Source organism: Paenibacillus herberti, assembly GCF_002233675.1.
Lineage (GTDB): Bacteria > Bacillota > Bacilli > Paenibacillales > Paenibacillaceae > Paenibacillus_O > Paenibacillus_O herberti.
This window is the reverse complement of sequence record NZ_NMUQ01000002.1, coordinates 302,354-326,024: the sequence shown is the minus strand read 5'-3', so window position 1 is coordinate 326,024 and position 23,671 is coordinate 302,354. Positions and strand designations below refer to the sequence as shown.

Below are 23,671 nucleotides of genomic sequence, written 5' to 3'. Positions count from 1 at the left end.
ATGTTTGAAGAGAAACAGTATCAAAATACTACGTGGTTCATAAGTGGAGATTTAAAATTACGTCAACAAGATTTTGGAGATGGGAGAATAGGCGTTTGGGTTTCATTTCATAAATTCAATGTTTGTTTTACAATGATCATGTATGATTTTATTGAATGGTGTAGGGAGATGGATATAGATTTAGAGGTTGGTATGAGTTGGAACAATCATAGGGGCTTTATGATTGAGAATAAGGATCAAGCATTGGTCAGGGCAGAAATAACAAGATTTATAAACATAAACAGTTTAAAGCCGAGTGAAGAGGATGAAGAATTTTCAGATGATGAATGGTATTCATAATATAGCGTGAACTTATTCATTGAAGCAAATCCCTAGCGTTAGCAAAGCAGAGCAGAAAGAGCGGGGAATTAGCGAGAGAGCTCACCATTAGATGAGAAGGGATTGATATCCTACTATACAGGTGGTCTGGTGAATTCAGGGAATTTCACACGAGGATCCCGAACCGATAGACAGATATAACCCATGAAGTTTCTAAAAAGAACTACGCGCATTAATGCTTGAAATTTATGCCTTAACACGGTTTTTCGTTGTATTTAACAGGTTGATTATGGTCAGATCCCACCATAATTAACCTGTTTTTGTTATCTTCGTTTTTTTCGCAGTTTTTCAAGTTATTCATAACTTTGTGGATAGATAGGGTGAGTATCGAAGGGGACCACAACTTTATGATGAGTTTTATAGAATTAAAGGAAGTGTTTGGCTCGCTCTATCGGACATCAAACGACGGATTCTCAAACTAAGTGCGATACTTCAGTCATGAAAGATTTGTGAGCAGACTCCCACCTAAATTTTTCGCAGCTACTTTTCTCCAAAGCAAGAGACTGACTCAGGGACTATATGGGAATAAAAGGATATATCTATATCCATCCCAAGGAGGCCCTCATGAAAAATATCGATCCTGCTGACACCAGCCAATTACCTCAACTGCCGGAATCGCTTTGGCGGGCGACAGCGGAGCTGCCATCGTTCTCCTCGCTCAAAGGCACGATCAAGGTAGATGTCGCGGTTGTCGGCGGCGGAATCGCCGGCATTACGAGTGCATACCTGCTCAGCAAGCAGGGATTGAAGGTTGCGCTGCTGGAAGCCGGGCTGCTGCTGGACGGAACGACCGGCCATACAACGGCCAAGATTACAGCCCAGCACGGGGTTATTTACGACAAGCTACTGCAGCATCTTGGCAAAGAGGCTGCTAAGCAATATTTTGACGCGAATGATGAAGCGCTGAAGTGGATTCAGAGCACGGTCGCTTCGCTAGGCATCGAGTGCGGCTTGAAGACCGAGGATGCCTACCTTTATGCGGATAACGATGCCGATTTCCAACTGCTGCAAAAGGAGTGGAAGGCATACCAGGGGATCGGGCTGCCTGGACAATGGGTGGAAAAGCTACCGCTGCAAGGGTTGTCCGAGCTCGGGGCGATCAAACTTCCGGGGCAGGCTCGTTTCCATCCGCTGCAATATCTCAAGGGATTGCTTAATGAGGCGATTCGCCTTGGCCTCGATGTCTACGAGAATACGGTTATTACGGAAAAAGTCGAAGAGAGCAAACAGGACGGCCGTCTCAAGCTGCATAGTGCGGCTGGCGGAACTGTGTCCTGCAGCTGGGCTGTTTCGGCTTCCCATTTTCCATTCACGGATGGGGGCGGTCTGTTCTTCTCGCGACTGCACCCTCAGCGCTCTTACGTATTGGCTGTTGAGCCAGAAAAGCCGTTTCCCGGAGGAATGTATCTGTCTGCTGGACAAACGGTGCGCTCACTGCGCGCCGCAGAGCTTGACGGCCGACCTGTTGTACTCGTTGGCGGCGAGAACCACAAAACAGGTGAAGGTGTGCCGATGATCCAGCATTACGAGGCGCTGGAGCAATTCGCTGATTCGCTGCTCGGAGCGAAAAATATCCCTTATCGCTGGTCAGCGCAGGATCTGACCACGCTCGACGATGTTCCTTACATCGGTCCGATTACTGGCAAACACCCCAATATGCTTATTGCGACTGGTTTCAACAAATGGGGCATGACGAGCGGTACGCTATCGGCGCTGGTGGTGAACGATCTGGTGAAGACCGGGCAGAGCAAACATCTGGAGCTGTTTAAGCCTTCCCGCTTCAACGCCGATCCATCGATTAAGATGTTTGTAAAAGAGAATCTACGCGTTGCCGGGCAGCTCATCTCCGGCAAGCTGGAGTCGCCGATGCGTCCAGCGGACTCGCTTGAACTGGGCGAAGGCGCTGTCGTCAAGGTAGCAGGCAAACGCGCGGGCGGTTATCGCGATCCGCAAGGTAAGCTTTATTTGGTCGATACGACCTGCACACATATGGGCTGTGAGTGCCAGTGGAACTCCGGCGACCTGAGCTGGGACTGTCCTTGCCATGGCTCGCGTTTTGGCTACGACGGCGCCGTGCTGGAAGGCCCAGCACAGAAACCGTTGAAGGGGCTGGTTTTGGAGAGCAAGGAAAGCTGAGAGTAGGATTGGGTGCATTTTAGACGGGCTAGTCGGGAAATCCGACTGGCCTTTTTGAGTGCGGAGGTTTGAGTGAGATCTAGCATATTCTGGTAGAAATCGCGGCACAGTTGCGATAGAGTGGAAGGATTGAGATTAGGAAAAATTGGGTTTTGGACACCAATGCTCGAAAAAAGTCCTCAAGCCCAAAACCAAAGTTGCCCCACCACAGTCTAATGTCAAATTAATGAAAGAAAGGGCGGTGAAACCATGCCCGACTCAGAAGCGAAGAGAACGGCGCAAGGGACCTTTTTCACCGGCTATAGAGGGGACCGAGCGACCGAGGAAGGAGAGGCTCATGTTTCAGACCAAGCGCCGGATGCGGGAGTAGCGCGAGCGGTGAACCACGCTGCGCAGGCATTGAGCCAGCCGCTAGACGCAGCGGAAGATGGCTTTGCTCCTTTGGCCGCCGAATCGCCGCTTTGGACGGAGCTGGCCGAGCAGGCTTGCCGCGGCGATGATGCGGCCTTCCTACGGATTATGACTGCGGCTAGGCCACAGTTACTGCGAATCTCGCTGGCTTACCTAAGAAATGAGGAAGCGGCGCTAGAGGCAATCCAGGAAACGACCTGCAGAGCATACGCGAAGCTGGGCAAGCTGCGCCAGCCGGAATTTTTTCGAACATGGCTCATTCGCATTCTCATCAACGTCTGCGCGGATGAACATAAACGGCTGCGGAGACAACGCTCGACTGGGCGGCTGGTCGACCGTCCGGCTGCTGCAGAAAACCTATCTGCCAGAATTGAGCTTGAGGAAGCGGTAGCGGAGCTGGAGCCTAAGCTTTGTCAGCTGGTTCTTTTGAAATATGCGGAGGATATGACGCTGGCAGAGATCGCGCTTGCGATGGAGAAGCCGGAGGGCACCGTCAAAACATGGCTGAACCGGGCGCTGAAACAGTTGCGGCAGCGAATGGGAAGGGAGGAGAACTAACATGGAGGAGCGTCCAGAAGGGAACAAACTCAATGACCCGAAGCGGCAGAACAACCGGCAGAAAACGGAGGCCTCACAGCTGCAGGGCGATCAACTGGAGTTAAGCGGCATAGAGGAGCGGCGTAATCAGCGGGACGCAGGAGTGTCCCAAGCACCGACACTTGAAGGGACACAGAGTGACGATGTTCAGGACGATCAAGAGGATGTGTCTGAACTGGAGCTGCGGCTGTCGCGGCTGGGGGCCGGTCTTATGGGTGATCCAGATTCTGATCCAGAGCTGGAGCGCCGTGCAGATGCCGCCATCGCGGCAGGCCTGGTAGCAGGCAAACGCCGTAAGAGGAATACCCGCCGTTTGCGGCGGACTGCTGCCTCCATGGCAGCTAGTTTTCTTGTAATCGCGCTATGCCTCGCCACAATTCGGGTATCGCCGGCTTTCGCCTCCGTTGTGCGTCAAATACCCGGAATGGCCTCAGTTGTAGATATTATCCGCGAGCAATACGACAACAATCAGACGGTTCAGGATGCAGTGGATTATGGCTTTATGCAGCAGATAGGAGTGAGCGATGAGCATGACGGGCTCAAGCTGACTGTTGAGGGGCTCATTGCGGATGATTATAGAATCATGTTGGTTTACACCGTCGAAGGATTGAAAGCGGGGGAACCGCTGGGGTCACTTGGAACTACTTTTACAGATAGCGCTGGCCGCCAAGTCGGTGGAGGTTATGGGTCTTCATACGACTCTACTGAAGGAACCAAGCGCCAGCAGACGATCGAAATCCTGCTGGCAAAAGGGGAGCAGTTGCCGGATTGGCTAAACATGGAGGTGAAGCTGAACGGATTCCTTTACAAAGTAGGCTTTCCTGTGGACCGAGAGCTGTTTGCAGGAAAGTCGCGCACGGTTGCCCTGGATCAAACGATCGAGGTCGAGGGCCAGAAGCTGCGCTTCACAAGCGCGCGGATCTCGCCGCTTACGGTTGCCATTGAGGCGGAGTATGCAGAAGGAAACTCGATGAGAATGTTTGGCCCAGTTGACATGAAACTCTCTGATGAAACAGGCACGGATTGGGGCGGGGTCAGCTATAGCATGGGTGAATTATCGGGAAATAAGGTTCGCTTTGAATTCCAAAGCCCTTATTTCCGCCAGCCTAAGGAGCTATATTTGAGTGGAACCGCGTTTAGAGCGCAAGATAAAAATAACTCCCAGATCATACTGGACGCTGAAAAGGGAGTGCTGCTGAAAGCGCCGGATGACCGGGTTCAGTTAACTTCCAGTAGCGTTGGCAAGAACGGGATGGATTTGAGATTCAGCTTGAGAGTGGACCGCGAAGATCCTCTGAACTACACTTTGCTTAACGATTTTACTGATGCCACTGGCAAGCTCTATGAGGGGATGTCCACTCAAGGGGGCTCTAGCAGTACGGATGAAAACAATCTCCAGAAAAGTAACTACTCTTTCAAGTCCGGTGACTACAAGCAGCCGCTGACTTTTGAGGTATACCAGTATCCAAATTTCATTGACGGGCAGTATCGGGTACGCATTCCACTTGGCGACGCGGATGGCACATCATCGGGCAAGAGCCACTGAAAAGCGGAAGAAGAGCAACGAGAACATAAAGATACGGCAGCCCATCGGCTGCCGTATCTTTATGTTTATTAGGTAATGTCTCCCGTCTGAGGACAGGGGACTGTTGCTTAATGGTTCATAACTCCTTTGTCATAAATGCACTGTTAGGATCGTCGATGTAATCTGAAAATGGCTGGCAATATTGAAACCCAAAGTTTTCATACAGTTTTCTAGCCGGTTCGAAGGATTCCATCGACCCCGTTTCCAAGCTTAATCGCTGGTAGCCGCGTCGCTTGGCTTCTTCGATAAGATGTGTGAGGATGCCATTTGCAACGCCTTTTCTAAGATGCTGGGAGGCAGTACGCATTGACTTTACCTCTGCATGTTGATCGTCAAGCTCCTTGAGCGCTCCGCAACCAACTAATTGATCAGCTTCCCACGCACCCCAGAATGTAATTTCTGGCTTTTTCAAACCTTCAAGATTTAAAGCGTGTACACTTTCAGGTGGTGAATGCAGATTCATGCCTTGAAGATGCTCCGCGATTAATGAAGCTACCTCTGGTCCGCTTAGATCATCTACTTTAATAATCAGAAAGACCACTCCATGTTCTATAGTTATTATTTGCTCCGACTAGGACGAGCCGAGTAACCCAATTAGTAACTCAGCTAGTAGTGGATGCAAAGTTTGTTTGTCAGCTTTTCTCACTAGATTTTAGTGTAAACTATCTTTTTCAGTTGATCAATATCACATTATCTGTCATTTATTTTTGATCCTACTTTCAATCATTAGAGCAAGTACATAGATAAACAATAAGACCACAGTAATGAAAACAGATTGCTCGTAGAAAGCTCCAAAACGTTCTGGCGACCAATTCCCTTCCCCAATGATCCAATATGAAATCCGATTCGAGATGGCAATTCCATCGTTAGCTCCGGTTGCTCCAATGATTTAGACAGGAGCAACTCCAGTTAAGTTGCAAGCCTGTTCAAACCTTCCAAGCCCCTGCAACCCTCTATTGCAATAGAGACAGTTCTATCAAGGGCTCCTTTTTTTTCGACATTTATCTACAAAGCAAGAATTTTAAACCGATGTATTAAAGAGAGCCAGCCCGGCGTCAGTAGACGCTAAGCTTATCCATGAGCCGCTTTATAGGCATGTCTTAAGCCTTATTCGACACTAGCCCCTTAATAGGACTGTCGAACCCCATCACTTCGTCGCTTCATGGGATGAGAATTGTGAGAATTAAGGGGAAAAGCTTCTAATCGGAAAGGAAATCCGCCTTTCCTGTCGAAAACACATAAGCGGAATACAGACAGGATGTGAGGCCAAACATGATCGATATGATGGACATCTGGAAGACCTACCCGAACGGCGCTCATGCGCTCAAGGGAGTGTCCGTGGTCATCGACCGCAATGAATTCGTGTATATTGTCGGGCCGTCCGGCGCCGGTAAGTCCACGTTCATGAAGCTGATTTATCGAGAGGAGTTCCCAACCAAGGGCCAGCTCTTCGTGAACGGCTTCAATATAGGTAAGCTCAAACCGCGCAAGATCCCTTATGTGCGGCGCAATATCGGCGTCATTTTCCAGGATTACCGCCTCCTGCCAAAGCTGACCGCCTATGAAAATGTAGCGTTCGCGATGGAGGTTATCGAAGCCCCTCGCAAGCTGATGAAAAAGCGCACCATGGAGGTGCTCGAGCTCGTCGGTCTCGGCAGCAAGCACGGTCATCTGCCTGCACAGCTGTCGGGCGGCGAGCAGCAGCGCGTGGCAATCGCCCGCGCAATTGTCAACAATCCCAGCGTCATCGTCGCCGACGAGCCAACCGGTAATCTCGATCCGGAAACGAGCTGGGGCATTATGAACCTGCTGGAGGAAATCAATTTCCGGGGCACGACCATCATCATGGCAACTCATAACCGTGAGATCGTCAACAAGCTGCGCAAGCGCGTCATCGCCATCGAGGACGGACTGATTGTGCGCGACCAGGCGAGAGGGGAATACGGCTATGAAGCTTAGGACGCTGGGGCGCCATATCCGGGAAGGCGTCCGCAACATTTTTCGTAATGGTTGGATGAGTTTTGCATCAATCAGCAGCATCTTCATTTCTTTGTTCATTTTAGGCGCGTTTGTACTGCTGGCGCTCAACGTGAACAAGCTGGCCGATCAGTTGGAGAGCCAGGTGGAGATCCGTGCATTCCTGCAAATGGATGCGACCAAGGAGAGCGAAGCTGCTATTGAGACCAAGCTGCGCAATATTCCCGAGGTGAAGAGTGTCACTTACCTGACCGCCGAACAGAATCTGCAGGAAATGAGCGAGATGCTGGGCAGCGATGGTAAACAGCTGTTGGAGGATTTTCAGGGTGAGGACAATCCGCTGCCGGCAAGCTTTACGATCGAGGTGTACGATCCGCTGACGGTTGCAGCGGCCGCCGCCCAGGTGGAGGCGATTAGCAGCGCTCAGGATCCGCCTGCTTTTCAGCAAGTGAAGTATGGCAAAGGCACTGTCGAAACCTTGTTCAAGGTGACGGATACCGTTCGTAATATTGGCCTTATCATTGTTGCCGGGCTGGCCGTAACGGCTATGTTCCTGATCGCAACGACAATCAAGACGACGATTATCAACCGCCAGCGAGAGATTAGCATCATGAAGCTGGTTGGGGCGACCAATGCGTTTATCCGCTGGCCGTTTTTTGTCGAAGGGGCGCTTATCGGATTCCTTTCTTCGGCACTCACGGCAGCGGTTGTCATATTCGGTTATGGCGAGTTGATCCGGCAGTCGGAGTTCGACCTCGGACTTATGAGCATCCGACTTGTATCTATGAATGAAGCGGCAGCTATTATCGTACCGTTGACGATCGGAATCGGAACGTTCCTCGGTGTGTGGGGAAGCGTACTGTCTGTGCGCAGATACTTGAAAGTGTAGGAGGATTGCAGGTTGAAAAGACGTATACTAAGCGCTATTTTAGCTGGAGTGTTATGCTTGACCGCTATGCCGCTTGTCGCCCAAGCCTCGTCCCAGACGGACAAGATCAATCGGGAGCTGAAGCAGGTTCGCTTGAAGATGCAGGCAGCAGCGAAGCAAAGCAAACAGGCTAACGCGACCTCCAAAACCGTTTTAACCCAGAAATTTTATACGGCTGAGACGCTCAAAGCAGTTATGACGCAGATCGATACAGTCGGCATGCGCATGAATCAAGTGCAGACTCAGGTAAACCAGACGACGGAGTCGCTGAATCAGACTGCCAAAGAGCTGGATGAGGCCGAGCAGCGTATCAAAAAACAGGACGAGCGTTTACAGTCGCGCATGCGCGTTACTTACATGAACGGTCGTGTCAGTTATCTCGATGTGTTGCTTAACGCGACCAGCTTTTCCGATTTTCTAGGCAGGCTGGATTCCTTGAATACGATCATGTCCCAGGACAAGGACACGCTGAAAGACCGCAAACAGGACAAGCAACTCGTAGAGAGCAAAAAGGTGCAGGTTGAGCAGCAGTTGGCTCAGGTGAAAACCCTCTACGCCAAAGTCGCGGATTATCAGAGTCTACTGGCCGAAAAGGAAACGGAGAAAGTCCAGCTGATCTCGACCTACAAAGAGAAGCTGGATGTGCTGAGCGACATCAGTGAAGAGCAGGAAGAGCTGCTTTTGGAGCTGGCTGCTAAGGAGTCAGCACTTATTAAGAAAAAGAAAGTCATGAAATCCAGCTACAGCGGCGGCAAGCTTGGCATGCCTATACAGTCTTCTTACCGACTCAGCTCAAACTTCGGCTATCGGATTCATCCCATTACGGGCAAACGCAAGATGCATGCAGGAGTAGATATGGCCGCTCCGGCTGGTACGAACATTTATGCAGTTGAAGATGGCGTCGTAATTGTCGCTCAGTGGTGGAACGGTTATGGCAATACCGTCGTTCTCGACCATGGCAACGGCTTGTGGACGATATATCCCCATATGCTTAACGATGGGATCCTCGTAGAGAAGGGCCAGACTGTGAAGCGCGGCCAGCATATCGGCGAGGTTGGCTCCACCGGCAATTCCACCGGCAACCACCTTCATTTCGAGGTTCGCAAAAACGGTGAACCCGTTGATCCGCTTGCTTATTTGAGAGGCAAATCATAAGTTGCAATTGTCCCATCTGTCCGCGGATTCTCATAGCGTTTGGTTTCAGCCCTCAAAGCCCGCTTTTTCAGCGGCTTGGGGGTTTTTCTTTTAGGTATGATGGCGAGGCCGGGTTGCTAAGGTTCAAGTCGTGTCTGTCCGCTCCTTCATCGGTTATAATGGGAAGTAAAGGAAAGTGTTGATCCGGGAAGGAGCTCATAAAATGACGGAACAAGAGACGGGTTTGATCCTGGATTTTTTAAAGAGGGAAATCTCACCGGATCTGATCATGTTGTTCGGTTCGGCAGCAGCTGGCCGTGAGCGGCCGGACAGCGATATTGATATCGCCTATCTGGGCGATGTGGTTATTTCTCCTTATGCCAGGTTCATGCTGGCGCAGAAGCTTGCTGACTTGTTAAAAAGAGAAGTGGATTTAATCGACTTATTCCAAGCATCAACGGTGATGCAGATGCAGATTTTGAGCACAGGGCGCGTTCTGCATTGTGGGGATGAGCGGCGCAAAGCTCTCTTTGAAATGCAGGTTTATAAAATGTACGCCAAGCTGAATGAGGAAAGAGCCCCCATACTTCAAGCCATTAAAGAGCGAGGGACTATATATGAGCCATGACGTGATCTTGAACATCGAAGTCCGGCGATGAGCCGGGCTTTTTTCTTTTTAGGAGCTGTGCTGATTGTTGGAAACCGATCTTGCTTGTGCCAAATAATCCAGGTGCTGTTGTTGCATACTAAACGACTGATAGCCTGGGGCGGAAATGGATGTCCGGGCAAGAGGGAGGAGAGACAACGATGAATCGAAATAGGATGGGCAAAGGCAAACGTGGTGTGGCCGCGGTAATGGCTGCAGCGCTGACAACAGCATTGCTGCTGGGCGGAGCACTGCCAGCCGGAGCGCAGGCTGGACAGCCTGATACGCTGAAAAACAGCGACTCACGGAGCTCGGCGGCGCCGCTTTCGACTTCCAGCCGGAAAACAGAGCTGCGGAAGGAAGAGGTAAGCAAGGGGAATGCCGGGCTGACCAAGGAAGAGCTTCAGCGGCTGAATACGGTCATGGAGCTGATTCAGCGTCAATACTACCAGTCGGTTGACCGCGACAAGCTGGTAAGTGGAGCGCTCAGCGGCATGATGGAAGCGCTAGGCGACCCATACTCGACCTACATGGATGTGAAAGCGGCCAAGCAGTTCTCGGAAGCGGTTGAAGGAGCTTTCGGAGGTGTTGGCGCAGAGGTCGCTTCCGAGGGAGGGAAACTGGTCATCGTTGCGCCAATCAAGGGATCTCCGGCGGAAAAGGCGGGACTGGCGGCCAAAGACGTCATTCTTTCTGTGAATGGCGTCGGCCTGTCCGGGATGCCGATTTCTGAGGCGGTAGCGAAGCTGCGCGGCCCGAAGGGCAGCAAGGCGGAGCTTGTTATTTTACGTGCGGGGCGGTCTACGCCGTTCTCTGTACAGGTCGTACGGGCTGAAATCGATGTCGAGACAGTGTACGCTAAACAGTTGGACAGAGGCATTGGACTGATTGAGATTCGTCAGTTCTCGCTGAATACGGCGGAGCGTTTTGCGGCTGAGCTGGATCGGCTGGAGAAGGGCGGGCTCAAAGGACTTGTCATCGACGTACGCAACAATCCTGGTGGAATCTTGCCGGTGGTAGAGCAGATTGTGCAGCCTTTCGTTCCGAAGGGCAAGCCGATTCTACAAATCGAGCAGCGAGGCCATGCAGCGGAGAAGGTGTTGTCCGAAGGCGGCGGTAAGGACTATCCGGTGGCAGTGCTGATGAATAAGGGCAGCGCGAGCGCATCGGAGATTTTGGCGGGAGCCCTGAAGGAGTCGGCAGGGGCAGTTCTGGTTGGCGAGACTTCTTTTGGCAAAGGGACGGTGCAGGTCAGCTACGACCGCGATCTCGAGGGCGGGCTGGTGAAAATGACGATCGCCAAATGGCTTACACCAGGCGGGACCTGGATTCATCGTGCCGGCATTAAGCCGGATGTAGCCGTCAAGCCTCCCGTGCTCTATACGGCTTCGCGCCTGACCCGCTCTGGTATCATCGCGGCTGACACGATAAGTGAGGACGCCAAAAACTTGCAGGTGATGCTGCAGGGGCTCGGTTACAAGCCCGGACGACTGGACGGGTACTACAATAGCAGCACGGCAGATGCGGTAAGGGAGTTCCAGAAGGCGAGCGGTCTTAAAGTGAGCGGAAGGGCCGATTTGCCGACGCAGGAGAAGCTGGAAGCTGCGGTGCAAGCTTGGGTGCGCAGTGGTGAGCATGATGCTCAGCTGGAATCTGCCGTAAAAGCGCTGCACGGCGGAAGCGGCGCACGCAAATAAGGGTTGGACCGCGAGTTGTTGAAGTTGTTGAGCCGAGCAAAACGGTAGGTTTTCGTGTCCGGCAGTCCCTTCTCGTGCAGGCGGGGGCTGCCGGTTTTTTATGCTATTTTTACTTACTGAGCATGGATAGTACACAAGCCGGATTGTTCTCTAAGGGAGGAAATCAGCCTCTCATTGTCGAATTATTGTTCTAGTTCAGCCTTCAGCCTGATACAGAAAGAGGTGCTTGCTTGGAACTAACTATGGAGCTGCTTCGCGAATACGGCTCGGCAGCATTACAGATGCTGTCCCAGCCTTTTTATTATGTGGCACTAATTGTTATGATTCTCGCTTATATCCGGCGGACTACATTGGAGCGCCGGATGTTTCATGTGCGGCTGCATGCTTGGCCGCTTCTGCTTTTTAGAGCTATGTCTTGGGGATTGCTCGCTGGAGTGATTCTATCGCTGGCCGCAGCTTCCATTGGAATACTGCTAACGCCGGATGCGGTGTTGTGGCTGTGGGGAACAGCCGCTGTGTTGGCGCTGCTGCGCGTGCGGTATCTATGCTTCGCGTACAGCGCTGGGCTGCTGGGATTGTTGCAAGGCCTGAGCAGCCTGCTCGCTCTGGAGGATAGCGGCGGATGGATCGGCAGCCTCGCACAGTCGCTGGCCGCGCTCGACATGCCGGGCTTGTTACTGCTCGTCGCTGGGCTGCATCTGGTGGAAGCTTTGCTCGTGCGCCGCGATGCGGGCCGTTTGGCATCGCCTCTTTATCTAGAGGGCAAACGCGGTAAGTTAATAGGCGGTTACTCGCTCCAGGGCTTCTGGCCAGTGCCGTTGCTGCTACTTGTGCCAGCTGCTGATGGTGCAGTTGGTACGGCGGCGCTGCCTTGGACGCCGCTGCTTGGCGGCGATGCCTGGGCCGGCGGCTGGACTGTGCTGGCGCTGCCGGTTGTCATCGGCTTCGTCGATCTCGCGCTGTCGGCTCTGCCAAAGCAACAGGCGCGCCTCGCTTCACGGCGCCTGTTGCTGTACAGCGCCGTGCTTGCCGTGTTGGCGCTTGGCGCAGCCTTCGCGGCGCCGCTTGTGCCATTGGCCTCGCTTGCCGCGCTCGGCCTGCATGAGGCGCTCGTACTGCTGGGCGAGCGCAGAGAGCGCCAACAGCCGCCTCGCTTCGTGCATGATAGTCGCGGCCTCTGCATTCTCGGTGTCGTGCCGGGAACACCGGCGGAGGAGATGGGGCTGGAGGCCGGAGAAGTACTGCACAAGGTAAATGGGCAGCGCGTGCGCACCAAGGAGGAGCTTTATACCGCCTTGCATGAGAATTCCGCTTTTTGTCGACTGGAAGTATTGAACCTCGAAGGCCAGGTAAAGTTCGTTCAGCGGGCTCGCTTTGACGGAGAGCATCATCAGCTTGGCGTGCTGCTAGCCCCCGATGAGGGCGCTGGATACTATGCTGCACCGGCGCATCTGTCGCTGCTTGGTCTGTTGCGTGGCGACAAGGCTGCACGGCGTCGCGATGGCGGCGAGAGTATGACAATGTAAAAGAGAAAAGACGGGAGCACATAGAGCGTCATCGGCAAATCTTCGCTTAGACGACGCTTGCCCGTTCTGTCCGTTCAAGCTTTTGAACAGGGAAGGAAGGATGCAGGTGCATCAAGACAAGCAGCTTGGGGATTCTGCATCTCCATCAGAGGCATCGCTGGCTTCTCCAAGCTCCTCACCTTCACCGGAGTCTCCTAAGAGATCCATTTCCCACGAGGGGTCCAAGCTGTTTCACACTGCTGTTTATCTGGTGAAGTGGCTGCTGCTTGGGTCGTTTGTAGGGTTGCTGGCTGGATCTGCTTCAGCGCTGTTCCTGTGGAGCTTAGATGTCGCGACGGCAGCCAGGTTACAGCAGCCTTGGCTGCTCTACCTGTTGCCGGTGTCTGGGCTGCTGGTGGGCTGGCTTTATCGAGAATACGGAGGGAGCGCCGGTAGAGGCAACAATCTCATTCTCGAAAGCATTCATGAGGGCCGCGAGCGGATTCCGCTTCGCATGGCCCCTTTGGTGCTTGTGGGGACAGTGTTGACGCATCTCACCGGTGGATCGGCTGGCAGGGAAGGAACGGCGGTGCAGATGGGCGGATCGCTTGCCTGGCTCGCCGGTACGTTGACCCGCTCCGGTCCTGCAGACCGGCGCATCCTGCTCATGTGCGGCATCGCCGGCGGTTTCGGCTCTGTGTTTGGCACGCCGCTTGCTGGGGCCGTATTCGGGCTCGAGGTTCTGGCGATCGGAATGTTTCGCCACTCGGCATTGTATCCTTGCCTGATTGCAGCGCTGGTCGGAGATGCCGTAACACGAGCGTGGGGAATATCGCATGCCGTATACCGGATCGGTGAAGTCCCAGCGTTGAGTTTGTCAGCACTGGCTCAAGCCGCAATTGCCGCCGTGCTGCTCGGCCTGGTTGCTCGTTTATTCATTCGCAGTGTGCACGCCGTGCGAGCTACAGCCGCCCGTTTGATTGCCTCCACGCCGCTCCGTGCAGCGGCCGGAGGCATTGCCGTCATTTTGCTTACGGCGGCTGTGGGGTCACGGGACTACCTCGGGCTCAGCCTGCCACTGATGGAGGCTTCCTTTCAGTCCGCAGGCTCGGTAGATCCGCTCGCTTGGTTATGGAAGCTGGCTTTCACGGCGCTCACACTTGGAGCCGGATTCCAGGGCGGGGAAGTGACTCCGCTGTTCGTCATCGGCTCAACGCTGGGGCATGCCATGGCAATGATTTTATCGTTGCCGGCCCCGCTGCTGGCCGGCCTAGGGTTGGTCGGACTGTTTAGCGCGTCGGCGAATACGCCGCTCGCCTGCTTCATTCTCGGATTGGAGCTATTCGGCGCAGATGCAGCCGTATATCTTTTTGTCGTCAGCGTTATCTCCTATCTATGCTCTGGGCATACCGGAATTTACACGTCGCAACGGCTTGTGACGCGTAAGGACGGGAGGGGAGACGAGCGAGTAGGAGATGGATAAGGGGACAGCATCCGCTTCCGACTAGTCGGAGTGGGAACGATAAAGCTCGCAATCCAAGTTCATATCGTATAGAACAAAAAGACCGGAAGCATGGGCTTCCGGTCTCTTTGTTCTATGCACTTACCCGCTTCCAAGAGGGAAGCCGTTTATGGAGTGTTAGTTGCTGTATTTTCCGCAGGCGTGTTCTCTTTGGCCGCATTTTCTGCGCCGCCTTTGGTATCTTGAGTTGGATCCAGCTTGTTGGAAATGGATGCCTTGGTGCGCAGATCTGTAACGAGCGTTTGGGAGAGCGTGCCCAGTTGCTCGTTCTCAAGCGTCGTTTTGATCTCTGCCTTTTTTTCCTCCAAAGTTGGAGTTCCTGCTGCTTTGCGGTCAACGAGCTTAATGATATGGAAGCCGAATTCCGACTTAACTGGAGCACTCATCTTACCGATTTCCAATTTGAAGGCTGCTTCATCGAATTCCGGTACCATCTGACCTTTGCCGAAGTAGCCGAGATCACCACCGTTAGTCGCGCTGCCTGTGTCCTTAGACTTTTCCTTCGCGATTGCAGCGAAGTCGCCGCCGTTATTGAGCTCTTTTACAATAGCGTCAGCTTCTTCCTTCGTATCAACGAGGATATGGGATGCCTTGATCTGTTCTGGCGTTGCGAAGCTTTCTTTGTTCGCGTCGTAATATTTCTTGATGTCCTCGTCCGTAACTTTCAATTTATCAGCGAGCATCTTACGCATTTGCACTTGCATGAGCATCTGTTTCTTCAAGTCTTCTAGAGTCATGCCGGATTGAGCAAGCGCAGCGTCGAACTCAGCATCTGAAGGGAAGTTTTTCTTCACATCGGCGAGTTCTTTGTCTTCTTCCTCTTTGGTCACGGTGATGCTTTTGTTGTCGGCTTCTTGAGCGACCAGCTTCATCGTGATGAGAGTGTCGAGAGCGGACTTGCCGTATGTCGGAGCAAGCATCTCATACAACTCGTCTTGGGTGATTTTCTCACCGTTAACTGTGGCAACAGTCTCGCCGCCCTTGCTTGAGAAAATGCTTACGAGAGCGACGATCAGCGCTACGGCCAGAACGAGCGAGGCTACCATCCAGCCGATCGTTGCACCGGAGCGCTTGGGAGCTCTGTCGCCGTTATTTCCGCTGTTGTCATCCTCAAAGACATCGGATGAACCGTTAACTGGAACGATTGGCGTTTGCGGCAATGTACCCGTAGCACGCTCAGGGTCTGCCGTAAACACCTCGGCGTCATGCTCGGCCTGATGCTGTGCTTCCTCAGAACGGCGTTCCTCCTGCAGCTCCTCGGCTTGTAGAGTCTCCTCGCTGTGCTCGCTGCCGCTTGTTCCGGCGAAATCTGCGCCTTCACGGGTAGCAGTATCCTCTGGAGTGAGATGTTTGTCTTTGTTCGGGTCTAGCGGATTCTTGTCCTTATCTGCCATGGAACGGTTGACTCCCTTCGTGTGTGAACGGGAACTTGTCCCGGTGATTTTCTCCCCGAATCATATCAAATCCGTCTCGGGGTTACCTTAATGGAACATGAAATCTGCAAAAAACTGGTGCATTCCGTCGTTCTAAGTGACAACTCTACAGCTTTTGCTGTAGGAATTCGATCGTTGTGTCCAACGCGGCTTCCAACGAATCCGTTGTCCCGGAGAACGGATGAACCGTTCCAAACGTATGGCCTGTTCCCTCAAGCAGCAGCGACTGCTGCTCGGGAGCTGCCTCTTTCAGCGTCTGAAATGCCTCCAGCAGCTTAGGGATGTCCTGATCTCCTTGGATAAGCAGCACCGGGATGTTTAGCGAAGCTAGGCGTGCGGGAATGTCAAAACGCTCCGCATTCGCGTCGATATCCTCGAAAAATTCCTTGCGAATCGGCATTTGCTGGCCTGTCCGCGCATTCGGCACATAGGCGACTCCGTCGCGCCGGGCCTGTGCCTCAAAGCCGGCTTCGAACAGATTTGCCACAGCAATTCCGTTCCAGGATACGGCAGCGCGGATCAGTGGATGCTCGGCCGCAAACAGAAGGGCGTTGCCGCCGCCGCGGCTGTGGCCGCAGATAGCCAGCCGTTTCGCGTCTGCTTTGTCATGATGGGGCAGCTCCCTGCGGATCAGTGCGGCAACGACGAGCTCCAGGTCTGCTTGCTCCCGGGAGTATGTATTGAGTCCGAATTTGTTCAGCTCGTCGAACTCTTGCCCCTCACTTACCCCATTTCGTGAAAAGTTAAAGGTTACAACGTAGAAACCGGCTTGGGCCAGCCGCTCAGCTGCGTAAGGGAGGAAGCCCCAATCCTTGAATCCTTTGAAGCCGTGCGCGATCAGCACAGCCGGCTTGCGGGCGCCGCTGTCCGTAATGCGGACTTCGCCCCGGATGATTCCCCCATCGCTGAGCCTGAGCTCAAAGGGTGATGTCCGAACCGCCTGTTCTTGCATGGAACTCGTGCTCCTTTCCTTCATTAGCTTTACCAAATCTAAGCATAAACTTCCCTGCCCGGTAGTTCAACATGAGTTGGACTGATTCATTAAAATCTATACGTGATGATATTTGCTGAGGAGCAGGTTCGCATGCTCCGTATCGGTCTGGTAGGATGAGGGTAAAGCGGAAGTGAAACCTTCTTCGCGAAATCTCGTCTATGTGGTATAACCATTATCGGTATATAAAACTCATTCCATTGTGATTTCTGGGAGTCCAGTTTGTTATTCGGACTTTATTATTCATTAATAAGGAGCTTTGCCATCATGAGAAACAAACCTAAGATAGCAGCAGCAATGCTGATTGCTCTTATGCTGACCGGAGTTGCCTGTTCAGCCCAAGGAGGCAATGCGCCCTCGCCGTCAACTGGGACGGCCACGCCAGGTCCGAGCATGGAGCCGTGGGCAACGCCAGCGCCGAGTATCGAGCCCTCGGCGACTCCAAGCGACGACGGGCAGACCGCTGCTACGACTCAGCCCCATGACAAGGGCACCTCGCCAAGCCCGACTAAATCGCCGAAACCGAGTACCGTCAAAAATGGGCAAGGACAGGCGAGCTCTGGCGGAAGCCAGCAGGGAGGAAAGGGCGGAGGCTCTACTGGCGAGCCCGCTGTGCAGGTAACAGCTAACGCCGAGGCGGCCACGGCGCTTGTAAACAAGCAGTTCCGCTTGCCTGAAGGTTATGTACCGGACGATCTCGTTTATCCGGATGTTCCGTTCATCTTCTCGGAAAAGGTCGATAAGCGCAAGCTGCGCAAGGATGCTGCCGAAGCGCTGGAGAAGCTCGTGGCTGGGGCTAAGAAGGATGACATCAAGCTCGCTGGAGTTTCGGGTTATCGTTCTGAAGCCCGGCAGAAGACGCTGTTCACGAATTATGTCAAAAAAGACGGCGTTGAGGCTGCAAGCAAATACAGTGCTCGTCCAGGACATAGCGAGCATCAAACCGGTCTATCGATGGACGTGTCTGGCGTCGATGGCAAATGCGCGGCTGAGAGCTGCTTCGGCGACACGCCGGAGGCGGATTGGCTCGCTAAATACGCGGCTGACTACGGTTATATTATCCGCTATCCAGAGGGCAAACAGGATATTACTGGTTATAAGTATGAGCCATGGCATATTCGTTACGTAGGCGTGGAGTTGGCTCGCAAGCTGGAAACCAGCGGCGACACGCTGGAAGAACATTATGGAGCTGCTGTACCGGTATCCGGCAGCAAGAATTAATCAGCAGGTACGCAAAGTATAGGGAGAAAATCCGGAGCATCCGATGAGGGTGCTCCGGATTTTTTTAGTTGGAAATGCTGACTCTAACTTCTTCTAGAACTGTCCCTTCGTTAATAAAGTAAGTAGCGGAGGACAAAGACAGCTTGAGGAGGACTGCGCATGATTGTAGATTGCGCCATAATAGGAGGAGGCCCTGCCGGACTCAGCGCCGCGCTGGTGCTGGGACGCGCCCGCAGGTCCGTGCTGCTCATAGATGACCATAAACCGCGTAACGCGGTGACGAAAGCAGGGCATGGTTACCTGACGCGAGACGGCATAGCGCCGAACGAATTCCGGCGCATGGCGCGGGAGGAGGCATCGGGCTATTCTACCGTCCGGTTACGCCAAGGGCGAGTGATGACGGTGGAAAGTTTTCCAGGCCGTTTTCGGCTGCGCACGGAAGCCGGCGGCACAGCGGAAGCCCGAACGCTGCTGCTGGCAGCAGGGCTGAAGGAGCAGCTGCCGGATATTCCAGGCCTGAAAGAGCTGTATGGCAGCTCCTTGTTTAATTGCCCTTACTGCGACGGATGGGAGCTGCGGGACACTCCGCTCGTCGCAGTGTCCACGAGCAATAATCTGTTTCACCAAGCGAAGCTGCTGCTCGGCTGGTCGCGGGATTTGCTTGTATGCACGCATGGCCAGGGCCAATTGAGCGGACAGCAACAACAGGCGCTGGAGGCGCATGGCGTCAAAATTGTGCGATCCCGCATCACTGCTATGGAAGGCAGCGATGGGCAGCTCAAAGCCGTCCTGTTCGAGGACGGCACGCGCATCGCGCGGAGCGGCGGATTTGTGACGCCGGAGGCGATGCTCGGCACGCCGCTAGGGGCGCAGCTTGGCTGCGCGCATGACGCAGTAGGCGCGGTCATGGTCGACGGCTACGGCCGCACGACCGTCCCCGGTGTATACGCGGCTGGCGATACCTCGGGCATGTCGCCGTCGCAGGTGGTCGCGGCTGCGGCCAGCGGCAATCGGGCCGCCTTCGGCATCGGCGGCGACTTGGCCGAGATCGACTTTGGCGGGATGTAGCGGCAGAAGCGGGCTCTAAACATCAAAAGCTCCGCAGCTTCCCCGGGAAGGGGGCTTGCGGAGCTTATTTTGCATGTTACAACAACACCGACTGGTGCCAAAACGCTATCCAGATCAAGCCAAGCAGTCAGGCCACATAGAAGTTAAAGCTAGCCATTAACAACCTGTCCACCGTTAATATGGAGTACTTGTCCCGACATGTAGGAGGAGTCATTGCTTGCCAAATAAACGTAGGCCGGAGCAAGCTCATGCGGCTGGCCGGCCCGCTTCATCGGGGTGTCACCGCCGAATTCCGACACTTGCTTCTCGTCAAACGTTGACGGGATCAACGGTGTCCAGATCGGGCCGGGAGCAACGCCGTTCACACGGATGCCGCGTTCAACCAGATGATTAGACAGGGCGCGTGTAAAGCTGACGATCGCTCCCTTGGTGGAGGAATAGTCAATCAGCAGCGGGTGGCCTTTATAGGCAGTGATCGATGCGGTGTTAATAATGGAGCTGCCGTTTTTCAGATGCGGAAGCGCGGCTTTTACCAGGTGGAACATGGCGAAAATGTTCGTGCGGAACGTCTTTTCCAACTGTTCGGCGGTAATATCCTCAAACTTCTGCTGCGGATGCTGCTCGGCTGCATTGTTGATCAGCACATCTAGTCCGCCTAAGCTGTCGACCGTACTCTGCACAGCCTGAGCGGCGAACTTCTCGTCGCCTACATCGCCTGGGATGAGCAGGCAGGTGCGGCCTGCCGCCTCAACAGCTTGCTTCGTCTGCTCGGCGTCGCTCTGCTCGTTCAGAAAAACAATGGCCACATCGGCGCCTTCCTTGGCAAAGGCGATTGCAACAGCTCTGCCTATGCCGCTATCACCCCCGGTGATGAGCGCCTTTTTGCCATTCAGCTTACCTGAGCCTTTATATTCTGGCGTATCATATACGGGAAGCGGAGTCATCTCCGACTCCATTCCGGGCTGCTGGTTCTGATGCTGCGGTGGGAACGTTTTGACGGTTTCCTGATTGGAACTGGACATGGGGTACCTCCCAAGAGTTATAGTTAAAGTAAACTGTTAGTTCTATATAGTTACCCATAGGGACTTTTTCCAACCGAAATACATCCTCGATGGACGAACGGATGGACAAGCTGGCTGCGGCGTTGGGAAGCCATCATGAGCGACAGTACGATAAGGAGGAATGAACTTTGGCACAATGGATCATTTCGAATAGTGGGGTTGGACATGGATTCGCAGCGGAGCGGATCGAGCCAGGCAAGACAGAGGAAGCGATGGAGCTGTTGCTCGAAATCGCCCGCTGGCTGAATAGTCAAGGCTCAGCCCAGTGGGGCGGCCTATTGACGGGCGATGATAATCATGGCCTGGAGAGCGCGGCTGAGCGAGGAGAAGCGATCCTTTTCCGGGATATCGAGGGAGGTCCAGGGCGGGAGTGGGGACGTGCGGCAGGGATGGTCATCCTCATGCAAAAGCCAGGCAGCTGGGACCGAGAGTTATGGGGAGAAGACGGGCATGAGCCGTATGTGTATCTTCACCGACTGGCCGTGAGCCGTTCCTATTCCGGTACGGGGCTGGGCCGGGCGATGCTGCAATGGGCTCAGGAAGGAGCAGCCTTCCCTGGGAAGGCTGCAATTCGCCTGGACTGCATTGCCAGCAACCCGAAGCTTGGCGAGTTTTACCGCTCTAGTGGTTATGAGTTCAAGGGGACAACCCCGAATGGATTCTGTCTATTTGAGAAGGCGCTGCTCCTGGGCTGAAAAAGAAAACAGGCTATTCTCTTCCTGCAAATCCGTAGCGGATCCCCTAGAAGGAATAACCTGTTCTATTTAGTCTTGAACTCGCCGTTCATGTGAAGCCCGGATCGATAGCTGCGCTGGGACCATCTCGCCCGCTGGAACGATGACAAGCTCCTCACGGCGATTCAGTTCGCCGCCCAGTGCCATCCACGGCTCTACGCAGAGAAATGGCTTGCCCTCCACACTCCATAACACAATGTATTTGAAAGCTTCGCTATAGGCCAAGGTGACCGTGATTCCGCTGTCCAGCGGGAAAGAAATCTCCGGCTTGCGAGCATTTAGCAAAGCAGCGGATTCTTTCATGCTATCGAGATCGATACTGCCCTCGAAAGGCTTTTCAGCATGGTCGTTATAGTCCAGCATCCGTGAAGCATCGGTGCCGTAGGCGATATTCTTGTGCGAAGTAGCGAAGTACGGGTGGAAGCCTGGATACATCGGCATCTCCCGGTCCGCAAGATTGCGATACTCCTGATCGATCGTCAGCTGTCCGTCCTTCAGCGTGTAGGTGAACAACAGCTCGAACTGGAACGGGAACGCCTTCAGCGTGCGCTCATTGCTGCGCAGCCGCAAAGTGACAGAGGCGGAATCCTTCTCCGCGGTGTCGACGATCTCCCAAGCTTCGGTACGTGCGACGCCATGTTGACTCATCCGATAGCGTCCGCCTTCCCACTCGTACTCGCCATTTTCCACTGGACCGCTGATTGGGAAAAGGACCGGATTTCCTCCACGGATATTGGCCGTCGGATCGAGGAAGGTGCTCTCATCGAGATAAAACAGCTCGTAGCCGTTCAACCGGCACTGAAGCGCAATACCGCCCCGTTCGGGGCATAACAAGACGCTGGAGCGAGTTGAAGCTTCAACCAGCTCCACCATCCCGTAGGTTTCTTTGAACACTTTTGCTTGATATTGGGAAGACATTTTCCATCATCTCCTGGGTTCATCCTTGACTTGAAAAGTTTGCAGAATGAGGTATGCTAGCTTTAAAGCCTTTTTCCATATTAAAGCAGTGTGCCGGATTTGTATAGGCATCTAGAAGTCCTGTATGGCCGTACTCCAATAGCCCTGTGTGGGCTTCCGAGGTGAACTTCCGTCCTATGCGCCGTCCTGCCGCCCGAGCTTTGTCGGTCCTATTCCTTATCCTTCTTCTGCCGCTTGGGCTTTTTCAGTCGATGCGTATGACTGAAGGGCTTAATCCGTACCTGCAATCGCCCGTTATGCACTTCTATATGGTCAGCACCGTCGCTTTTTTGGCTTTAGTGCTGGCCTCTGCATTGGGCTACGCGGGCATAAGGCTGAGGAATTTGGGAATATCCTTTCTTTCCCTCGCCTTTATTTCCATGACGGGCCTTCTTATGCTGCATGGTTTGGCAACGCCCGGTTTTATTACGAATCATAGCGGCATCCAGGGTGTGTCCTCTCAACTCGGCGTCCTCACCGCTTCGGTGTGGATCTGGGTGTCTTCCTTGCCGTCTGCAAGAGGGCTGGCCGTTCGAATGGGAGAGATGCAGCGCTGGCTGGTACCGATTTATACGGTGGGCTTAGCCACCTTTTTGGGTCTATCTCTGATCTATCCTCACATGCTTCACGAGTGGCCGCTAGGCTTGCAGGGAGTAAGACCGATTTTGACTTTGCTCGTACTTTCCATGTTAGCCCATGCCACCGCGAACTATTGGAAGGACTACAAGACAGCAGGCATGCCTCTTCAACTGGCGATTATGTACGGCTGCAGCTGGTTGGCCGCAGGTCAGATCGTCATGGTTAGCGGGGAGCCGTGGAAGCTTAGCTGGTGGATGTATCATATTTTGCTGCTGTTTTCGCTCCTGACTGTTATGGGAGGGCTGATGAGGCAGCTGGCCGGTAGCGGCGCATCGCTTACCGGTGCACTCAGAGCTCTGTTTCGTTCAAGTCCACAGGAATGGCTGCAGAAATGCATCTCCCCGAGCGTGCAAGAACTCATTCTGGCCACGGAACAAAAGGATGACTATACAGCCGGACATAATTATCGTGTCGCCCTCTATGCACTCAAGCTAGGGGAGAGGATGGGACTAGCTCCTGCTGAGCTGCTTGCTGTCGGGCAGGGAGCTATTATCCATGATGTAGGCAAGCTCTATGTGCCGGAATTGATTTTGAAAAAGCCTGGCGCCCTTACCGCAGAGGAGCGGAGTATCGTGGAGCTTCATCCCATTCGAGGGTACGAGTTATGCCGCAACCTCGGCTTTATGAGAGAAGAGCTGTCCATCATTAGATCCCATCATGAACGGTGGGATGGCTGTGGATACCCGGATCAGATGAAAGGGGAGCAAATCCCGCTGCTGGCGAGAATTACTGCCGTGGCAGATGTTTACGATGCCCTGACATCGCAGCGGGCCTACCGCCAAGCGATGACTCATCAGGCAGCGATCGAGTTCATCTCCGCGCAGTCGAATCGACATTTTGATCCGGCCTGCGTCGCCGCTTGGCTGCAACTTGCACGCGAGGAGCCTGACTTTTTTGTGAAAATGGCCGAAGAAGCAGTCCTTCCGATTCGACCGGGCCATCCTTTACCAGGTTAAAATTCATTGATCTACCGCCTGTGCCAAAGTAGTAGTAGCACGGGCGGGCCACAGGATTGGCGGAGAAGCCGCTATCGGTTATACTTGTCCCCGTA

The 23,671-nt window shown here is 53.7% G+C and carries 20 protein-coding genes; 15 read left to right on the top strand and 5 right to left on the bottom strand.

Annotated elements, in window-relative coordinates; all coding sequences use genetic code 11:
• From CGZ75_RS14040 to CGZ75_RS14025, 4 genes are all read left to right on the top strand, one after another.
• Nucleotides 1-339 (top strand): hypothetical protein, encoded by a 339-nt coding sequence (locus tag CGZ75_RS14040; RefSeq protein WP_089524923.1) that lies wholly within the window; start codon nt 1-3, stop codon nt 337-339.
• Between the two features lie 603 nt (nt 340-942).
• A complete protein-coding gene (locus tag CGZ75_RS14035) occupies nt 943-2,514 on the top strand; it encodes an FAD-dependent oxidoreductase (protein ID WP_176444839.1) in 1,572 nt (523 codons plus the stop codon).
• 249 nt (nt 2,515-2,763) lie between these two features.
• On the top strand, nt 2,764-3,483 hold the full coding sequence (locus CGZ75_RS25835; protein ID WP_245850862.1) for a sigma-70 family RNA polymerase sigma factor: 720 nt from the start codon (nt 2,764-2,766) through the stop codon (nt 3,481-3,483).
• Between the two features lies 1 nt (nt 3,484).
• Nucleotides 3,485-5,068 (top strand): DUF4179 domain-containing protein, encoded by a 1,584-nt coding sequence (locus CGZ75_RS14025; RefSeq protein ID WP_089524922.1) that lies wholly within the window; start codon nt 3,485-3,487, stop codon nt 5,066-5,068.
• Between the two features lie 115 nt (nt 5,069-5,183).
• Here the strand turns inward: CGZ75_RS14025 and CGZ75_RS14020 are convergent, their stop codons facing one another.
• On the bottom strand, nt 5,184-5,639 hold the full coding sequence (locus CGZ75_RS14020; protein WP_089525884.1) for a GNAT family N-acetyltransferase: 456 nt from the start codon (nt 5,637-5,639) through the stop codon (nt 5,184-5,186).
• Nucleotides 5,640-6,379: 740 nt separating this feature from the next.
• Between CGZ75_RS14020 and ftsE the strand changes: the two genes are divergently transcribed.
• The 7 genes from ftsE (at nt 6,380) to CGZ75_RS13985 (ending at nt 14,477) form a co-directional block, all read left to right on the top strand.
• Nucleotides 6,380-7,066 (top strand): cell division ATP-binding protein FtsE, encoded by a 687-nt coding sequence (gene ftsE / locus CGZ75_RS14015; RefSeq protein ID WP_089524921.1) that lies wholly within the window; start codon nt 6,380-6,382, stop codon nt 7,064-7,066.
• On the top strand, nt 7,056-7,973 hold the full coding sequence (gene ftsX, locus CGZ75_RS14010) for a permease-like cell division protein FtsX (RefSeq protein WP_089524920.1): 918 nt from the start codon (nt 7,056-7,058) through the stop codon (nt 7,971-7,973). The genes ftsE and ftsX overlap by 11 nt, the downstream gene beginning before the upstream one ends.
• Nucleotides 7,974-7,985: 12 nt before the next feature.
• Nucleotides 7,986-9,167, top strand: a complete 1,182-nt coding sequence (locus CGZ75_RS14005) for a murein hydrolase activator EnvC family protein (protein ID WP_245850861.1) — start codon at nt 7,986-7,988, stop codon at nt 9,165-9,167.
• Nucleotides 9,168-9,369: 202 nt separating this feature from the next.
• Complete coding sequence (gene mntA / locus CGZ75_RS14000; protein WP_089524919.1) at nt 9,370-9,774, top strand: type VII toxin-antitoxin system MntA family adenylyltransferase antitoxin; 405 nt, start codon at nt 9,370-9,372, stop codon at nt 9,772-9,774.
• A gap of 179 nt (nt 9,775-9,953) precedes the next feature.
• Nucleotides 9,954-11,489 carry a S41 family peptidase gene (locus CGZ75_RS13995; RefSeq protein ID WP_245850860.1) on the top strand — a complete coding sequence of 512 codons (1,536 nt, stop codon included), beginning with the start codon at nt 9,954-9,956 and terminating at the stop codon, nt 11,487-11,489.
• Nucleotides 11,490-11,719: 230 nt separating this feature from the next.
• Nucleotides 11,720-13,015: a PDZ domain-containing protein gene (locus CGZ75_RS13990; protein ID WP_245850859.1), complete on the top strand. Its 1,296-nt coding sequence runs from the start codon at nt 11,720-11,722 to the stop codon at nt 13,013-13,015.
• 106 nt (nt 13,016-13,121) lie between these two features.
• Complete coding sequence (locus tag CGZ75_RS13985; RefSeq protein WP_176444838.1) at nt 13,122-14,477, top strand: voltage-gated chloride channel family protein; 1,356 nt, start codon at nt 13,122-13,124, stop codon at nt 14,475-14,477.
• A 146-nt stretch (nt 14,478-14,623) separates the two neighbouring features.
• On the opposite strand, the gene CGZ75_RS13980 is transcribed toward CGZ75_RS13985, so the two are convergent.
• Nucleotides 14,624-15,910, bottom strand: coding sequence for a peptidylprolyl isomerase (locus CGZ75_RS13980; RefSeq protein ID WP_089524917.1), 1,287 nt, complete (start codon nt 15,908-15,910; stop codon nt 14,624-14,626).
• 145 nt (nt 15,911-16,055) lie between these two features.
• Nucleotides 16,056-16,901 (bottom strand): alpha/beta hydrolase family protein, encoded by an 846-nt coding sequence (locus tag CGZ75_RS13975; RefSeq protein WP_089524916.1) that lies wholly within the window; start codon nt 16,899-16,901, stop codon nt 16,056-16,058.
• A 306-nt stretch (nt 16,902-17,207) separates the two neighbouring features.
• On the opposite strand from CGZ75_RS13975, the gene CGZ75_RS13970 reads away from it, so the two are divergent.
• Nucleotides 17,208-18,161: a M15 family metallopeptidase gene (locus CGZ75_RS13970; protein WP_245850858.1), complete on the top strand. Its 954-nt coding sequence runs from the start codon at nt 17,208-17,210 to the stop codon at nt 18,159-18,161.
• 159 nt (nt 18,162-18,320) lie between these two features.
• Nucleotides 18,321-19,229, top strand: a complete 909-nt coding sequence (locus tag CGZ75_RS13965) for an NAD(P)/FAD-dependent oxidoreductase (RefSeq protein ID WP_089524915.1) — start codon at nt 18,321-18,323, stop codon at nt 19,227-19,229.
• A gap of 149 nt (nt 19,230-19,378) precedes the next feature.
• Here CGZ75_RS13965 and CGZ75_RS13960 read toward each other — a convergent pair whose 3' ends face one another.
• Nucleotides 19,379-20,251, bottom strand: a complete 873-nt coding sequence (locus CGZ75_RS13960) for an SDR family oxidoreductase (protein WP_089524914.1) — start codon at nt 20,249-20,251, stop codon at nt 19,379-19,381.
• Nucleotides 20,252-20,418: 167 nt separating this feature from the next.
• Between CGZ75_RS13960 and CGZ75_RS13955 the strand changes: the two genes are divergently transcribed.
• The gene (locus CGZ75_RS13955) at nt 20,419-20,985 is read left to right on the top strand and encodes a GNAT family N-acetyltransferase (RefSeq protein ID WP_089524913.1); all 567 of its coding nucleotides are present in this window, start codon (nt 20,419-20,421) and stop codon (nt 20,983-20,985) included.
• 69 nt (nt 20,986-21,054) lie between these two features.
• On the opposite strand, the gene CGZ75_RS13950 is transcribed toward CGZ75_RS13955, so the two are convergent.
• A complete protein-coding gene (locus CGZ75_RS13950; RefSeq protein WP_089524912.1) occupies nt 21,055-21,942 on the bottom strand; it encodes an aldose epimerase family protein in 888 nt (295 codons plus the stop codon).
• 176 nt (nt 21,943-22,118) lie between these two features.
• On the opposite strand from CGZ75_RS13950, the gene CGZ75_RS13945 reads away from it, so the two are divergent.
• Nucleotides 22,119-23,576: an HD-GYP domain-containing protein gene (locus CGZ75_RS13945; RefSeq protein ID WP_089524911.1), complete on the top strand. Its 1,458-nt coding sequence runs from the start codon at nt 22,119-22,121 to the stop codon at nt 23,574-23,576.
• Nucleotides 23,577-23,671 lie beyond the last annotated feature (95 nt).

What these genes read in the sequence shown, in the direction of transcription:
- CGZ75_RS14040 (WP_089524923.1), top strand. Translation starts at nt 1, where the DNA reads ATGTTTGAAGAGAAACAGTATCAAAATACTACGTGGTTCATAAGTGGA.
- CGZ75_RS14035 (WP_176444839.1), top strand. Translation starts at nt 943, where the DNA reads ATGAAAAATATCGATCCTGCTGACACCAGCCAATTACCTCAACTGCCG.
- CGZ75_RS25835 (WP_245850862.1), top strand. Translation starts at nt 2,764, where the DNA reads ATGCCCGACTCAGAAGCGAAGAGAACGGCGCAAGGGACCTTTTTCACC.
- CGZ75_RS14025 (WP_089524922.1), top strand. Translation starts at nt 3,485, where the DNA reads ATGGAGGAGCGTCCAGAAGGGAACAAACTCAATGACCCGAAGCGGCAG.
- ftsE (WP_089524921.1), top strand. Translation starts at nt 6,380, where the DNA reads ATGATCGATATGATGGACATCTGGAAGACCTACCCGAACGGCGCTCAT.
- ftsX (WP_089524920.1), top strand. Translation starts at nt 7,056, where the DNA reads ATGAAGCTTAGGACGCTGGGGCGCCATATCCGGGAAGGCGTCCGCAAC.
- mntA (WP_089524919.1), top strand. Translation starts at nt 9,370, where the DNA reads ATGACGGAACAAGAGACGGGTTTGATCCTGGATTTTTTAAAGAGGGAA.
- CGZ75_RS13995 (WP_245850860.1), top strand. Translation starts at nt 9,954, where the DNA reads ATGAATCGAAATAGGATGGGCAAAGGCAAACGTGGTGTGGCCGCGGTA.
- CGZ75_RS13980 (WP_089524917.1), bottom strand. Translation starts at nt 15,910, where the DNA reads ATGGCAGATAAGGACAAGAATCCGCTAGACCCGAACAAAGACAAACAT.
- CGZ75_RS13975 (WP_089524916.1), bottom strand. Translation starts at nt 16,901, where the DNA reads ATGCAAGAACAGGCGGTTCGGACATCACCCTTTGAGCTCAGGCTCAGC.
- CGZ75_RS13970 (WP_245850858.1), top strand. Translation starts at nt 17,208, where the DNA reads ATGAGAAACAAACCTAAGATAGCAGCAGCAATGCTGATTGCTCTTATG.
- CGZ75_RS13965 (WP_089524915.1), top strand. Translation starts at nt 18,321, where the DNA reads ATGATTGTAGATTGCGCCATAATAGGAGGAGGCCCTGCCGGACTCAGC.
- CGZ75_RS13960 (WP_089524914.1), bottom strand. Translation starts at nt 20,251, where the DNA reads ATGTCCAGTTCCAATCAGGAAACCGTCAAAACGTTCCCACCGCAGCAT.
- CGZ75_RS13950 (WP_089524912.1), bottom strand. Translation starts at nt 21,942, where the DNA reads ATGTCTTCCCAATATCAAGCAAAAGTGTTCAAAGAAACCTACGGGATG.
- CGZ75_RS13945 (WP_089524911.1), top strand. Translation starts at nt 22,119, where the DNA reads ATGCGCCGTCCTGCCGCCCGAGCTTTGTCGGTCCTATTCCTTATCCTT.